Origin of the sequence: Brevibacterium sp. ZH18 (genome assembly GCF_022748595.1) — a bacterium.
Lineage (GTDB): Bacteria > Actinomycetota > Actinomycetes > Actinomycetales > Brevibacteriaceae > Brevibacterium.
The window spans coordinates 1-14,163 of sequence record NZ_JALDSX010000021.1 but is presented as its reverse complement, the minus strand read 5'-3'; the positions used below and the strand labels follow the sequence as shown (position 1 = coordinate 14,163).

General features: G+C 63.0%; 14 protein-coding genes. 7 read left to right on the top strand and 7 right to left on the bottom strand.

The genetic code is table 11. From position 1 onward, the window contains the following. The first annotated feature begins 74 nt into the window (after positions 1–74). Genes MPN20_RS09485 through MPN20_RS09475 form a run of 3 tightly spaced genes read left to right on the top strand, consistent with a single transcriptional unit; the run spans position 75 to position 2,917 of the window. Positions 75–1,061 (top strand): LysR family transcriptional regulator, encoded by a 987-nt coding sequence (locus MPN20_RS09485; protein ID WP_242781508.1) that lies wholly within the window; start codon positions 75–77, stop codon positions 1,059–1,061. 43 nt (positions 1,062–1,104) lie between these two features. Beyond that, complete coding sequence (locus MPN20_RS09480; RefSeq protein ID WP_242781507.1) at positions 1,105–2,016, top strand: type IV toxin-antitoxin system AbiEi family antitoxin domain-containing protein; 912 nt, start codon at positions 1,105–1,107, stop codon at positions 2,014–2,016. Then, entirely contained in the window at positions 2,009–2,917 is a 909-nt protein-coding gene (locus MPN20_RS09475) for a nucleotidyl transferase AbiEii/AbiGii toxin family protein (RefSeq protein WP_242781505.1), read from the top strand. Before MPN20_RS09480 ends, MPN20_RS09475 begins: the two co-directional genes overlap by 8 nt. 131 nt (positions 2,918–3,048) lie before the next feature. On the opposite strand, the gene MPN20_RS09470 is transcribed toward MPN20_RS09475, so the two are convergent. After that, positions 3,049–4,032, bottom strand: a complete 984-nt coding sequence (locus tag MPN20_RS09470; RefSeq protein WP_242781503.1) for an LLM class flavin-dependent oxidoreductase — start codon at positions 4,030–4,032, stop codon at positions 3,049–3,051. A 156-nt stretch (positions 4,033–4,188) separates the two neighbouring features. Between MPN20_RS09470 and MPN20_RS09465 the strand changes: the two genes are divergently transcribed. Together MPN20_RS09465 and MPN20_RS09460 are read left to right on the top strand one after the other, a co-directional pair. Further along, positions 4,189–4,614: a MarR family transcriptional regulator gene (locus MPN20_RS09465; protein WP_242781501.1), complete on the top strand. Its 426-nt coding sequence runs from the start codon at positions 4,189–4,191 to the stop codon at positions 4,612–4,614. After that, on the top strand, positions 4,607–5,998 hold the full coding sequence (locus tag MPN20_RS09460) for an MFS transporter (protein ID WP_242781494.1): 1,392 nt from the start codon (positions 4,607–4,609) through the stop codon (positions 5,996–5,998). Before MPN20_RS09465 ends, MPN20_RS09460 begins: the two co-directional genes overlap by 8 nt. Positions 5,999–6,169: 171 nt before the next feature. Here MPN20_RS09460 and MPN20_RS09455 read toward each other — a convergent pair whose 3' ends face one another. After that, a complete protein-coding gene (locus MPN20_RS09455; protein ID WP_242781493.1) occupies positions 6,170–6,823 on the bottom strand; it encodes a copper resistance CopC family protein in 654 nt (217 codons plus the stop codon). 32 nt (positions 6,824–6,855) lie between these two features. Further along, positions 6,856–7,416: a low molecular weight protein-tyrosine-phosphatase gene (locus tag MPN20_RS09450; RefSeq protein WP_242781490.1), complete on the bottom strand. Its 561-nt coding sequence runs from the start codon at positions 7,414–7,416 to the stop codon at positions 6,856–6,858. Between the two features lie 47 nt (positions 7,417–7,463). Here MPN20_RS09450 and MPN20_RS09445 point away from each other — a divergent pair, with 47 nt between their 5' ends. Next, positions 7,464–9,407 carry a M13-type metalloendopeptidase gene (locus MPN20_RS09445; protein WP_242781488.1) on the top strand — a complete coding sequence of 648 codons (1,944 nt, stop codon included), beginning with the start codon at positions 7,464–7,466 and terminating at the stop codon, positions 9,405–9,407. Positions 9,408–9,714: 307 nt separating this feature from the next. On the opposite strand, the gene MPN20_RS09440 is transcribed toward MPN20_RS09445, so the two are convergent. Continuing rightward, positions 9,715–11,256, bottom strand: a complete 1,542-nt coding sequence (locus tag MPN20_RS09440; protein WP_242781486.1) for a DUF1684 domain-containing protein — start codon at positions 11,254–11,256, stop codon at positions 9,715–9,717. 139 nt (positions 11,257–11,395) lie between these two features. Here MPN20_RS09440 and MPN20_RS09435 point away from each other — a divergent pair, with 139 nt between their 5' ends. Next, positions 11,396–12,697, top strand: a complete 1,302-nt coding sequence (locus tag MPN20_RS09435; RefSeq protein ID WP_242781484.1) for a M18 family aminopeptidase — start codon at positions 11,396–11,398, stop codon at positions 12,695–12,697. Positions 12,698–12,913: 216 nt separating this feature from the next. Here the strand turns inward: MPN20_RS09435 and MPN20_RS09430 are convergent, their stop codons facing one another. The 3 genes from MPN20_RS09430 to MPN20_RS09420 all read right to left on the bottom strand — a co-directional run. Then, entirely contained in the window at positions 12,914–13,060 is a 147-nt protein-coding gene (locus MPN20_RS09430) for a TAXI family TRAP transporter solute-binding subunit (RefSeq protein ID WP_278189793.1), read from the bottom strand. A 115-nt stretch (positions 13,061–13,175) separates the two neighbouring features. Further along, positions 13,176–13,721 (bottom strand): hypothetical protein, encoded by a 546-nt coding sequence (locus MPN20_RS09425; protein ID WP_242781480.1) that lies wholly within the window; start codon positions 13,719–13,721, stop codon positions 13,176–13,178. Continuing rightward, a partial coding sequence (locus MPN20_RS09420; protein ID WP_242781478.1) for a hypothetical protein occupies positions 13,722–14,163 on the bottom strand: 442 nt, incomplete at its 5' end.

Below are 14,163 nucleotides of genomic sequence, written 5' to 3'. Positions count from 1 at the left end.
TTCCACGCTAGATTCGGCCGCTCTATGCGTCCAATGCATTGTTTGGCTGGAGCTGATAGCGATAGGCTATTGGCATGAATCTGGAACAGCTCTCAAGCTTCGTCGAGGTCGCCAACACAGGACATTTCACGAAGGCCGCCGCCGCACTTCACCTGGCGCAACCCTCGTTGAGTCGGCAGATTTCGACGCTGGAGAAGGAGCTCGGTTCCGAACTCTTCCATCGCACCCATGGACACATCGGTCTCACCGCAGCAGGTGAAACTCTGCTGCCGACGGCCCGGCGGATGCTCGCCGACGCCGAGGCTGTCCGCCGTGACATGGATGAGCTCGCCGGCCTGCGGCAGGGTCGCATCCGCCTGGGTGCGACGCCGACGTTGTGCGTCAGCCTCGTCGCCGAGGCGATCAGTCGCTTCCACCGCGAGCATCCTGGGGTCGAGCTCGAGCTGGTGGAGAAAGGATCGCGGGCGCTCATTGAGGCGTTGGGTGCTGGTGAGCTCGATCTTGCGCTCATCACCAGGACGCTGGGTCCCAGCGCGCAGATGCCGAGGCTGCGGATGCAGGGGGTGCTAAGTGAGGACCTGGTCGTGATCGCGGCGGCGGACCGCCGTTCGGGCGGGAGCACCCCGTGGTCAGGCGCCAGCAACAGCGGTACCCCACTTCTGCCCGGTGACACGGTGACTCTGGCGGAAGTCGCGGCACTCCCCCAGGTGCTGTTCCACCACGGGTACGATCTGCGCGAAGCTACCTCGGCGGCCTTCGATGCGGCGGGGCTGGCTCCGAACATCGTCGTCGAGGGTGCGGAGATGGATGCGGTGCTGCGGTTCGTCGAACGCGGCCTCGGCATCGCAGTCGTCCCGGCCATGGTCCTCGTCGACCGGCCGCGACTGACCTCGGCACAATTGGTGGAACCGAGCCTGTCGCGAACGGTCAGCCTCGCCACCCGAGCGGACGTACGGCCGACCAGAGCCGCCTCGGCGATGGAGAAGACAATCCTCGACACCGCACGAGCATTGGCCTCGGAGGACACAGGACTGGCGGCGTATGTGCGGTTGGCGGAGTAATCACACATGCCCCGAAAGTATCACTATGAGATACAATTGGTGTATGTCCAGAATAGTCACTGAAGTGCTAGATCTCGCTTCTGAGCAAGGTGGCCTGCTGACAACGCAGCAGGCCCAGCGCCGCGGAATTTCCCGGCTGGCACTCAGTCGCCTAGCCGATCAGAACGTGATTGAGCGCCTCGCACATGGTGTGTACGCCACTGCCGAGGGGGCAACAGGGCAGCATTCTGCACTCAGAGCGGCCTGGCTGAGCCTCGATCCTCAACGCTTCGCGTTCGAACGTATAGAGGAAGATCCGGCAGGGTTCGCGGTCACTCACCGATCTGCCGCAGAGCTGTGGGGCATCGGTCAACTCATTCCCGACAAGCTTGAGTTCGTGTCGACTACGAGAAAGCGAACGAGGCGAGAGGATGTTCGTCTTCGGCGACGCGCGATCACTGGCGACGACATCACCGTCGTTGAGGGCCTACCGTGCACGACGATTGAGAGAACAACCGCAGATCTCATTGACTCTCACGAAGATCTCTCGCTGGTTACCGACGCGTTCGGGGACATCGAATTCGGCAAGGTCAACTTTGACCGTCTGCGTGCTCTCCTCGATCCTCTTGCACACCGGAATAGCTTCGCGGACGGATCAGATTTCGTGCGTTTCCTCATGTCAGGCTCCAACGAATTCGAGCGCGGCGCTATTGCTTCCCTGCTCTCCGGACCCCTCAAGCCACTGATGGATTCACTTCGTCCACAACTGCCCCACCTCGTTCTCGATTCCCCCTCATCGCCAGCCTTCCAAAGGGCGATGGCGGACATCGCTAAGAAAGTGACTCCGGATCTGAAGATCGGTAATGTCGAGGCACTCCACAACTCGGCATGGTCGGCTCTTGGCATGTCGGCTGCATCTCGACCGCACAAGTCAGACGGTCGCATGAAGCCCAATGAGGGGATCGCTGATGACTGACTATACGAGCCCTAACGCTGTCTTAAGAGCAATATCTGACGTGGCAAAGAGGCAATCGAAAGTAGTCGGCGGAAACGCCAACACCATCGTTGAGATGGAGTATCGCAACAGGCTGCTCGCCCGTGTGTTTACTGCGTCCGATCCCGGCTGGGTCCTCAAAGGAGGAACGAGCACCCTCGTGAGACTCCCCGACGCCAGAGCAACAAAAGACATTGACCTCCTTCGCGAGAATCGCACACTCCAGACTGCGATTCAGGAGCTGAAAGAACTTGCCAGCGTGAACCTGGGCTACTTCTTTCGATTCACTCTGCTCACCACAGCCTCAACTCTCGAGGGGAACGGTCAAGGCGCTCGAGAGGGCGCAGTGCTCACCTTTGGTACCTACTGCGGGCAGACGAAGCTGAACAACGTCAGCGTCGATCTCGTCGTTTCGCCCACTTCTCTGGTTGGAGCAGTAGAGGAAAGGAAGTCTCCTTCGGCTCAGCTGTTGCCACGGCTGCCGCAGGGGACCTACCGACTCTACCCACTTGTCGACCAGATCGCCGACAAAGCATGCGCCATGGTCGAAATTCGTCCCAATGGTCAGCGTTCGACACGGACGAAGGATCTAGTTGACATCGTCACCTATGCCTCGACCCAGGAGATCGAGAGTCACCTCCTGAGGCAGGCTATCGTCACCGAAGCCCACCATCGGGGGCTGTCGAGCGTCGACTTCGCCGATCGCGTGCCTGCGGAGGAATGGAAGAGCCGATATAGGACCGCAGCCAGTCGAATTTCGTACTGCAACCGGCATGCCACTGTCTTTGACGCAGTGGATCTTGTTCGAGACTTCATCGACGGGGCTGTGTCGAACTTGAGTGACCCCCGGATCTGGAGTCCACAGTCTCTAATCTGGGAGTGATCAACACATAGACGGACCAAAGAAAGCTCGGCGTCTCGTATCCCAAACGCCGAAGTCGAGAACGGATCACAAGTTTTGAGACACGTTGAGTCGAACCATCACGCCGCAGACTGATGTGGTGAGGCGCGGCCTCAGAACCAGGCGTCGGCAAGCAGCTTCAGGGAACGCTCCGCCGTTGCGGGGTCATAGGCGTAGGTGACGGTGATGAGCTCATCGGCACCGGTGCGCTCGACGAACTCCGACATCTGACGGGTTGCCGTCTCCGGCGAACCCACGGCGCTGATCCGGAGCATCGGGCTCTCGCCGCCTCCGGCCAGCTCGCTCGGGTCGACCGGCGGCTGCAGGTGACGACGGCGACCGCGGCCGATGTCGGCGAACATCTGCTTCACCGTCGTGAACTCACGCTCGGCCTCTTCGTCTGTCTCGGCAACCAGCACATTGATCCCAGCCATGACGTAGGGCTCGTCGATCTGTGCGGTAGGAGCCTCGGTGGTGAAGGAATCTCGGTAGACGCGGATTGCCTCATCGATCTGATCGGGCGCAAAGTGCGAAGCCAACGAGAACGGCAGCCCCAGCTGACCGGCGATCGACGCGCCGTTCATCGTCGAACCCAACACCCAGATGGGAACGTCGGTGCCGACCGAGACAGCAGACTCGATCGGAGTCGTGTGAGCCTTGCCTTCTGGCCCGAACCAGCCCTGCATGTCATAGATGTTCTGCGCAAAGGACTGCGGCTCGGCCGACGAACGGGCCAGCGCCTGCGCCGTCATCCCATCGGTGCCAGGCGCGCGACCCAACCCCAGATCAATGCGATCGCCGTGGATGTTGGCCAGAGTTCCGTACTGCTCGGCGACCATGAGCGGAGCGTGGTTCGGCAGCATCACTCCGCCCGAGCCCACACGGATCTTCTCAGTCACCGAGGCGGCCTGGGAGATGAGCAGCGCCGTCGCACTCGCAGCCAATCCCATGGTGTTGTGATGCTCAGCGAACCAGAGACGCCGGTAGCCGAGTTCATCGGCCAGACGTGCGGCGTGCATCGAGGTGGCGATGGCCTCGCGAGCGGTGGATCCTTCACGGATCGGGACGAGGTCGAGAATATTCAGTGGCACGGACAAAGCGATGCGGTCCTTCAGTCGAGAAAGTTCAAAGATCAGTTATCTGGAACAACAGCGGCTCAGCACGGTTCTATTCCGCCCAAGCGGTCACGTTCGCTTCATCTTTCACTCTGGACTCGACAACTAGATTGATCAATCTGTTTGTATAGTGAGGCAATGCCTGATCCGAACCTTGCTGCGGAATTCCGCAGCGCACTCCGACCGCTCATCCGCCGTTTCAATAAGGAGCGGACGATCTCACTCGGGAAGTCCGGAATCCTCGGCCGTCTGAATGAGCAGGGTCCGGCCACAGCATCCGAACTCGCCGCGTCAGAACGAATCACTCCGCAGGCAGTCGCAGTGGCACTGCGCGAATTGGAAGAACTCTCCTTCGTCACCCGAGCACGCGACGACATCGACCGCCGCAAGGTCCGCGTCCAGATCACCGAGACCGGACGCGTCGCACTCGAAAGCGAACACGCTGCCGGCACTCGCTGGCTCGCCGAAGCGCTGGTCGAACGTCTTGACAACTCAGAGCGCGCGACGCTGTCAGCGGCAGTGCCCGTACTGCGCAAGCTGATGCAGGAGACCGGGAATGAGTGAGCGGGGATCAGGTGGAAATCTGCTCCCCGCTCTCATCTACGCGGCACTGTCGACGGCGATCGTCAGCTCGCTGGGAATGCTGCTCGTACCGACGATCTCGGCCGAATTCCATGTCTCGATCAGCACCGCCCAATGGATGCTCACGATCAACCTGCTCGTCGGAGCGATCGTGACCCCGGTGATGGGACGGCTCAGCGATGGCCCACACAAGAAGAGACTCCTCGTCGGCGCCCTCACCATCATCTTGCTGGGCTCGATCACCGCCGCCCTTGCCACTAACTTCGCCGTCTTCCTGATCGGGCGTGCACTGCAGGGACTGAGCTACGGCATCGTGCCGATGACGATCGCTCTTGCCCGCCGGTATCTGCCTGCGGAGAAGAGCACTCGCGGCATCGCCAGCCTGTCGGTGACCGTGTCGACGGGAATGGGCATCGGGTATCCCTTGACGGGACTCATCGCGGGATCGCTCGACTATCAGTTCGCGTTCTGGTTCGCAGCGCTCTTCGTCGCCACAGCCATGATTGTCGTGATCATTGCTGTCCCCTCGGGACCGGACACGCAGGCACCGCGAGTCCGCTTCGACGTGCCGGGTGCGACAGTGCTTGCCTTCGGTCTCGCGGCTCTGCTCCTCGGAGTCAGTGAAGGAGAGACCTGGGGATGGGCCGCGCTGCCGACGCTGGGGTGTTTCGCGGTTGCGGCCATACTGCTGACGATCTGGGTTCTCCTGGAACTGAGCGTGAGGCATCCGCTGATCAATCTTCGGGTCCTCCGCAGCCCGGACGCCCTCGTCGCGAACTTGACGGCCATCACCCTCGGCACGGTGATGTATATGGTGCTGTCGATCGGCAGCATCATCGCGCAGGCGCCGAGCGAAACCGGATATGGCGTTGCCCTGCCGGTATTCTGGGCGGGCTTTGTGATGCTTCCGTTCTCGGTCGGCAGCTTCCTCGCCAACCGCCTCGTGCGACATCTGACGAAGCGGATTCGGATGGCCACCCTGTTGCCGTTGGGCGCAACGCTGGTCACCGCGTCATCGATTCTGCTGCTCTTCGCTCATACCCAACTCTGGGAGATCCTGGTCGGCATGTTCGTCGTCGGCATGGGTGTCGGCACCACGTATGCGGCGATGCCCGCACTCATCGCCCGCACCGTCGCGGCAGAAGAGTTGGGCAGCGCGGTCAGTTTCAATCAGGTGCTGCGAACCGTCGGCGGCTCCTTCGGCAGCGCGATCTCCGGCGCTGTGCTCGCAGCGCATCTGGGCGCCGACGGCCATCCCACGGCGAGTGGCATCTTCGTTGCCCTCGCGATATCAGCGATCGGATGCGCTGCAGTGCTGATCGGCCTGTTCATCGACCGTGCCCGCGGGGCTCGCGTGGGCGGCTGAGGCCTCTCACACAGATGCAGCAGGGCCCCGGGAGCATCTGCTTCCGGGGCCCTGCTGTCGGTTCATCTGCTCACCGCGTCCACCGCGTGCGGCAGCCGGTCAGTCGTGCTGAGCGACGTCAGCCGTGCTGACCTCAGTCGTGCTGACCTCAATCAGCTGCACCAATCAGGCTCAGTCGTCCTTCGGTCCGTCTCCCGAGTCGTCGCTATTGGTGGTGCCGGGCAGGCCCTGGGCCTTGCGACGCATGAGCAGGATGACGATGACGATGATCGCCAAACCGCCGACGCTGAGCAGCACGATCATCGGCGTCGACATACCGGAGTCACTGTCAGCGGATTCGCCGATCTGACCGCGATCCTCGGTGTTCTTGCCCGGTTCGTCGACGACACCGCCGCCGAGTCCGGCCTGCGAGGACTCCTCAACCGCTCCGCCCGCACCTTCGGCGTCGTTGAGCGTGAAGTCGAAGTCACCGGAGATCGGGTGACCGTCGGCCGACACAACCCGCCAGGTCACCTTGTAGTCGCCCGGCTTGAGGTTGTCCGGCAGAGCCACCGTGAGCTTCTTGCCGTCGACGGCGAGTTCACCGGCAGAGACATCCTTACCGTCGGTGACGACCTTGACCTCGGAGCCGACTTCCTGCACATCACCGGAGAACATCATCTCGATCCATTCCGGCTGCTTGTCGAGCTTGGATCCGTCCTCGGGGTTCGATGACACGAGCTGGTCATGGGCACTGGCCGGAGCAGCAAAGGCAAAGACACTCAGGGCAGCCACCAGCAGAGCCGCGAAGCCCAACTTGAGAGTGGACCACTGTGTTCGAGTCATGTGAGTTTCTCCTTCAGAAATTACCTTCAGTATCACCGAGTCTGCTCGGCCAACGAATTCAGATAGTCCGTGAGTCCCGGCACGGACACCTCTATTGTCTCAAGAGTTTCTTCGAAATCCTGCAATTCGCCGCCCCACGGGTCGTCAACGTCGGGGGCCGGCGCTCCGTCGGCCCACCTCGGCGACATTCCGTCTCCTGCTGCTGACGACTCCGTCGTCGATCCTGACCCGACCCGGGGATCGAACTCGCGCAGCATGCGCAGCTGCGGAGCCGCCTCGGCGGGAAGGTCTGCGATCAGTTCCTGCAGCGCACGATAGTGACGGTAGGTCATCGCGATCGCGACATCGCGCTCAGCCAGCCATTCGGGCGTGATCTGGCGGGCAACGTGATCATCCGTGCGGTAGCCGGCGGCGGCGAGCACCCGAGCCTGCCGCCGATCGATAGGGTTGCCGGCCTCTTCGTCGCTGATGCCGGCGGAGTCGACGACCGCCTCGACGCCGTTGACCTCGAGATGATGCTGGAGCACGCGTTCGGCCGTGACCGACCGACAGATGTTGCCCGTGCACACGAACACCACGGATGCCATACTCATGCATTCCTCCTCATCGTTCTGCCTACCGATCACGATACTGTTGCACCATGACTTCTGAAACATCGAACGCTTCGGCGCGCCCTCAGGACGATCTCTACCGCCACGTCAACGGCGAGTGGATCGACACGTTCACCATTCCCGATGACCGCGCGGGCGACGGCGCGATGCGCGAGCTCTTCGACACCGCAGAGACCAAGGTCCGCGACATCATCCGCACCGTCACCGACACCCCGCAGGAACCCGGCAGCGAGGGCCAGAAGGTCGCCGACCTCTTCACCTCCTTCATGGATCTCCAGCGCATCAACGAACTCGGCGTGCACCCCCTCGATTCCTCGTTCGCCGCCATCGACGCGGCCGAGGACAAGTCCGAACTCGCCGCCCTCCTCGCTCGCCTCGAGACCGAAGGCATCGGCGGAGTGCTCGGCGGCTACGTCACCGCCGACGCGAAGGACTCCGACGTCTACGCCCTCTACCTCGACCAGGCCGGCCTGTCCCTGCCCGACGAGGACTACTACTTCAACGACGACCACGCCGAGGTGCGCGTGAAGTTCGTCGACCATGTGAAGAAGATGTCCGCCCTGGCTGGGATCGGTGCGATGAGCGACATCTCCGACGCCGAGGTGGCCGCCAAGGTGATGGCGTTCGAGACCGCCCTGGCACGCCACCATTGGGACCGCGTCGCCTGCCGCGACGCCGAGAAGACCTACAACAAGTTCTCGATCTCCGAACTGCGCGAGCTGGGCCCCGAGTTCGACTTCGACTCCTGGTTCGGCGTCCTCACCGCCGACGCCGAGGACCTCAAGTACCTCGTCGTCGGCCAGCCGTCGTACGTGACCGGCATGGCCAAGGTGTGGGCCGAGGCCGACATCTCCACCATCAAGGTGTGGCTGCGCTTCTCCATCGTCTCGGCCACCGCGTCGCTGCTCTCCGACGAGTTCGTCGAGGAGAACTTCGACTTCAACTCCCGCACCCTCTCCGGCACGCCAGCACTGCGCGAGCGTTGGAAGCGCGGCGTCGGCCTCGTCGAAGGCCTCCTGGGCGAAGCCGTCGGCAAGCTCTACGTGGCCGCCGAGTTCCCACCCGCAGCCAAGGACGCCATCGACCATCTCGTGTCGATGCTCATCAAGGCCTATGACAAGTCGATCACCGACCTTGACTGGATGAGCGAGGAGACCAAGCAGAAGGCGCTGGTCAAGCTCTCGAAGTTCACCCCGAAGGTCGGATACCCCGATGTGTGGCGCGAGTACCCCGCCGCGATCGATTCCTCCGACCTGGTGGGCAATGTGCGCCGCTGCGCCCGCGCCGAGCACGTGCGCCAGATCAAGCGCATCGGCGGACCCATCGACCGCACCGAATGGCTCATGACCCCGCAGACCGTCAACGCCTATTACCACCCGGTGATGAACGAGATCGTCTTCCCCGCCGCCATCCTCCAGCCGCCGTTCTTCGACGTCACCGGCGATGTGGCCGCAAACTTCGGGGCCATCGGCGCGGTCATCGGCCACGAGATCGGCCACGGCTTCGACGATCAGGGTTCACGCTATGACGGCGACGGCAACCTCGTCGACTGGTGGACGGCCGAGGATCGGGAGCGCTTCGAGGAGCGCACCAACGCCCTCATCGCCCAGTACGATGCCCTGGTCCCGGCCGGGCTCGACGCCGCACAGCACGTCAACGGCGCAATGACCGTGGGCGAGAACATCGGCGACCTAGGCGGACTGTCCATCGGCTGGAAGGCCCTCGAGCTGGAGCTCGGTCGGACGCCGTCGGCAGATGAGGCTGCGACGTTCTTCGAAGCCTGGGCCAAGGCCTGGCGGGCGAAGATGCGCACCGAAGAGCGCGTGCGCCGCCTGAGCATCGACCCGCACTCCCCCGAGGAGTTCCGCTGCAACCAGGTCGTGAAGAATATGAGCGCCTTCCACGAGACCTACGGTGTTGAGGCCTCCGACGGCATGTACCTTGCCCCGGAGCAGCGCGTCACCATCTGGTAGCGACTGCGCGGTCAGGCTGCCCGGCTGCGGGCGACGGGCGGCGGGCGACGCGGCTGCGGACAACCCGGCGGCGAGCAACGATTCAGCTACCCTTCGGTCATTGCGCAACCCTTACACGGGTTGCGCTGCGACCGAAGGGTAGCTGGGTTAGCGAATACTGGTCAGCGCGACCACCCGCCGGGCGGACCGGGCGCACCGAGCGGACCCGGCGAGCACCGGAGCTGCTTGGCGCCTGCCGCTCAGCGGTGCCACAGGCTCAGCGTCGCCTGCTGCTCAGCGTCGCCACGGGCTCAGCGTCGCCACGGGCTCAGCGGTGCTGGCGGATGAGGGCTGCGGTGCGGTAGTCGAACTCCTGCCAGCTGGCGATCGGCTTGCCAGCCCGCATCGACGCTTCGAACTCGTCGACCTCCGAGAGTTCAGATTCGAGCGGGATGTCGTAGGGCATCTCGACGTAGAGGAGGCCGCTCGCATCGGTGTGCACGACATCGAACCCGACCGACTTCGGCCTCAGCTCGTTGTTCATGACGATGAGCAGATTCCCCTCGGTGACCTCGTACTCCGACTCGATGCCGTCGACGTACCCCTCCTGGTCACGCAGTTCGCGCTGCGCCCGGATCAGGAATTCGGCGTAGGCTCCGATCCCGATCACCGGGATGCGCGAAGTCAGTGCCTCTGTCGCGACCTTGACCAGGCGTGACCTGCCCTTGCGGTTGAGCGGAGTGAGGTCACCGCCGGACATTGCGACTCCGTCGTAGCCGACGAGCGACTGCTCCCCGTTGTCCAGATTCGGGTTGAGAACCGTGATGTCGAGGCCGAAGGGAGAGTACCAGGGGCGAGTCACCTCGGCGCTCTCATCGTCCCACCACACATAGAAGAGGAACGGCACGTTGATGCCCGCCTCGGAGTAGAAGAACGGCGGCTTCCGCTCGCCGGCGTTGACATCGAACGGGACGACGTTGCCCTCGATCGGCGCGGGGCAGGTGGCGAAGGCAGTGAACGCGAACGGGTAGTTGACCGCGCGGTTGAAGTCGATGACGAGCGAGCCGTCCTGGTTCGCGACCCCCAGGTCGAGGGTCCTCCACGCTGAGGTGGTCCTGCCGTTCGTCGAATCGTGGAAGTCCAGCTGCAGTCCGGTGCGCGGGCACCCGGTGGCCAACAGCTTCACCTCGCCGGCCTCGGTCTCGAAGCTGACGATGCCGACGGCCGTAGCCTCAAGGTTGAGGTCATCCTGGGCAGTTGCGATCCCGTGAACCTGCGGTGTCTCGAAGGGGGTGAACTTCCCGAGGAACACGAAGGACGGGTTCGGGTCGAACGCGGGAACTTCGAAGAACTTGCCCAGCAGCGGTGACTTCGAATCCCGGACTCTGATGCCGATGCGTCCGCCGCGATCGATGAGTTCGTAGAGCACGTGACCGACGGTGAACCACTCGAGGGAGCCGCCGGCAGGCAGCTTCGCGCTGAAGCCGCGCTCCTCCACCCGCACCTCGGCGCTGGGCGTGAGCGGCACCTCGTCGATTTCGGTGGCGAGTTCGATGGTGGACGGGTTGGCCCCAGCCGCAGCGTCGACGGTCTTTTCGCTGGGAACGGGAGCAGCCTCGGCGGACTTGCCGAACTTGCCCGACTTGCCCATGAGATCGAAGGTGGCCGCTGCGGGCCCGGCCTTCGCGCCGGGTTCCAGGGCGACGTTCACCCAGCCGTCGTCAACGGTGAAGGTGCCGGGGGCGTCGGCCCAGGTCGATTCCTCGTCGAGCCAATGCAGTCCGACAACGCTGAGCCATCCGAAGGGTGTTGCCAGCGCAGAGTTGCGAGAATCCCGCCACGTGTTCCATTCGGCAACGAACTGGTTCACTTCGAACACTCCTTGTACTTTCGGCGGACGGTACTCAGCTGACCATACTCAGCTTACGGGTCCTCGGCGTGCAAGGGACAGTGTCTTTCACGACTGATGTCCTTGTGGCCAAAGCTACCGCAAACGATAGGCTGGGGAAATGAGTACATCGTCCATGGGACCCCGCTCGGCGGCAGAGATCACAGCCGATCTGACGGAATTCGTCAGCTCCTCCCCCAGTTCCTATCATGCCACCGCCACTGCGGCCGCGCGCTTCGACGCCGCTGGTTTTCAGCGACTCGACGAACGGTCGACATGGACGCTCGAGTCCGGCGCCGGCCACTACGTCGTCCGCGACGGTGCGATCATCGCCTGGCGAGTGCCGGCCGGTGCAAACACGGTTCCCGGCTTCCGCGTATTCGGTTCGCACACGGACTCCCCCGCGTTCAAACTCAAGCCGGGCGAGGAATTCTCCGCCGAGGGCGTCCGCCAGGTCGGCGTCGAGATCTACGGTGGGCCGCTGCTGAACTCGTGGCTCGACCGTGAGCTCGCGTTCGCCGGTCAGCTCAGCCTCGCCGACGGGTCCGTCGTGCTCGCCCAGACCCCGCCGATCGCGCGCATCCCGCAGCTGGCCATCCACCTCGACCGCCAGGTCAACGAGGGACTGACGCTGGACAAACAGCGCCACACCACCCCGGTCATCGGACTGGCGAACCTCGCCGAGGCTGACGTCATCGAGCTCCTGGCCGCCTCCGCCGAGGTGGATCCTGAGTTGGTCGTCGGACACGACGTGTACACGATCCCCGTTCAGACCCCCGCGGTCTTCGGCGCCGCGGAGGAGTTCTTCGCCTCGCCGAGGTTGGACAACCTGCTCTCCGTCCACGCCGGAGTGTGCGCATTGGCTGAAGTCGACGCTTCTGGCCTCGATGCGATTGCGCTCTTCGCCGGCTTCGACCATGAGGAGATCGGGTCGAACTCGCGTTCCGGCGCATGCGGACCGTTCCTCGCCGACGTCACTGAGCGCATCATCGCCTCGCTCTACCCGGAGTCGACTCGCAGCGACTACCTCGTCGCACTCGCGAACTCCGTGTGCGTGTCCTCCGACGCGGGCCATGCGGCCCACCCGAACTATCCGGAACGCCATGACCCGCATGTGCGCCCCCGCCTCGGCGGTGGTCCGCTGCTCAAGCTCAACGCGCAGCAGCGTTACGCCACGGATGCTGTGGGCACGGCCGTCTGGTCACGGGCATGCGCGGCCGCCGGCGTAGAGTATCAGGACTTCGTGTCGAACAATGCGATGCCATGTGGATCGACGATCGGCCCGCTGACCGCCACCCGCTTGGGCATGACCACGGTGGATGTGGGCCCGGCGCTGTACTCGATGCACTCGGCGCGCGAGATGGTCGCCGTCGACGACGTCGTCGCCCTGGCAGCCGCAGCACGCGCATTCCTCCAAGGGTGAGCGCGGTGGAACCAAGGGTGAGCCAGGGGTGAGCGCCTGACGAAATCCGCGCCGTAGAGCTCCTCGAACGTTTTTGGGCACAAAGTACGGTTTGCGTCACGATAGCGCGATTGCAATTGCACTATCGTGACGCAAACCGTACTTTGCGGGCCGCTCCGCATGGAGCATCAGCTTTCCCGTGCGCGTCCGCCGGTTCCGCCTCCGTACCGCGTCGACTTACTTATTCAGCTCGTCGAGCGCCTTCTGCGATCCCGGGTGCAGCTTGATCGGCTCCGGCGGGTCAGCCTTGTCGAGCTCGATCTCCTTCGCCGCAGCGTGGACCTTCTCCAATTCGGACTTCTTGTCGTAGATCAGCTTCGTCAGCGCACACGCGGTGCCCGGCCACCATCATGCAGGCCCAAACCTCAGCGGTGGCGAAAAACTGGGTGCCCTACCGTCAGCGGTAGGGCACCCAGCCGATGCAGCAGGCAGGAAGCATTCAGCCTGAATCGGCCGCACTATTGACGGCAGCAGAGCGCTTCAGCATGGTTCGAATAAGCAAGCCCGCGGCGATCCCAAGAGTGATCCCAATCCAGCCAATCACAACAGTGGCTGAGTTAAACTGCGGCCTCGCGAGCGGCAATACCAGGTACTGGATCAATTCCACTATGACCGAGGTCGCGTAGGCCACCGTCGCAAACACAGCGATGCTCTTCCTCCGGGCGAAGAGCGCGCTGGTGATTCCAATCGGCATGAACATCAGCAGGTTCATCGACTGCCAGTTCACCGAGAAAAACGCACTCATGTCTGGCAGGTCCCATACCCAGTTCCGCGACATCAGCACACCGGGTTCCATGCTCAATGCATAGCTTGAAGGCGTCAATGTCAACGCGAGGATGAACACCAAGCTTGCCATCCAGCACACCAATACGATCCGACGTTCTTCAACTCGCTGAGCAAGTGGGCGCGACACGAAGAACACGATCACAGCGCCCAGGATGAAGGCTGGAGGGGCGAACGGAAAAGCGTTGAGATACTGCGTCACTCAGCGCCCCGTGCACGAAGTCGTTTTAGTGTAGTAAATCTTCCCGGAAATCGTGTCCTTCATCAGTGCACGAGCACACGGGCGCTTACTGCTCAGAGCTGCATGACCACTGAAGGTGGCAGTCTTCTTCTGCTTCGCTTTCATCTTATAAGTGCCCGACCACGACACTGGCCCCTGTGCGCCGCCCTTCTTGTTCACAGCTTGGAACCCGAACTTCACCGAGACGCCTGATCCCTTCTTCTTGTTATAGGTGACCTTTGCCTTCGTGACAGCGCTGCTACTCATGTAGAGGCTCGAGCTGAGGTTTCCGTTCTGCACGTCATTCCCGCCGCCCGCGACCCAACTCGCACTAGGGCATGTCTCCTTTATTGGCGGAGCCATGTCAGGATCGCGCTGATCACGACGGCCGCTCGATAGGTGATGGCGAGCTTGTCGTATCTCG

Excerpts from the sequence above, each read along its gene's own strand:
- MPN20_RS09485 (WP_242781508.1), top strand. The coding sequence starts at position 75 with ATGAATCTGGAACAGCTCTCAAGCTTCGTCGAGGTCGCCAACACAGGA.
- MPN20_RS09480 (WP_242781507.1), top strand. The coding sequence starts at position 1,105 with ATGTCCAGAATAGTCACTGAAGTGCTAGATCTCGCTTCTGAGCAAGGT.
- MPN20_RS09475 (WP_242781505.1), top strand. The coding sequence starts at position 2,009 with ATGACTGACTATACGAGCCCTAACGCTGTCTTAAGAGCAATATCTGAC.
- MPN20_RS09465 (WP_242781501.1), top strand. The coding sequence starts at position 4,189 with ATGCCTGATCCGAACCTTGCTGCGGAATTCCGCAGCGCACTCCGACCG.
- MPN20_RS09460 (WP_242781494.1), top strand. The coding sequence starts at position 4,607 with ATGAGTGAGCGGGGATCAGGTGGAAATCTGCTCCCCGCTCTCATCTAC.
- MPN20_RS09455 (WP_242781493.1), bottom strand. The coding sequence starts at position 6,823 with ATGACTCGAACACAGTGGTCCACTCTCAAGTTGGGCTTCGCGGCTCTG.
- MPN20_RS09450 (WP_242781490.1), bottom strand. The coding sequence starts at position 7,416 with ATGAGTATGGCATCCGTGGTGTTCGTGTGCACGGGCAACATCTGTCGG.
- MPN20_RS09445 (WP_242781488.1), top strand. The coding sequence starts at position 7,464 with ATGACTTCTGAAACATCGAACGCTTCGGCGCGCCCTCAGGACGATCTC.
- MPN20_RS09435 (WP_242781484.1), top strand. The coding sequence starts at position 11,396 with ATGAGTACATCGTCCATGGGACCCCGCTCGGCGGCAGAGATCACAGCC.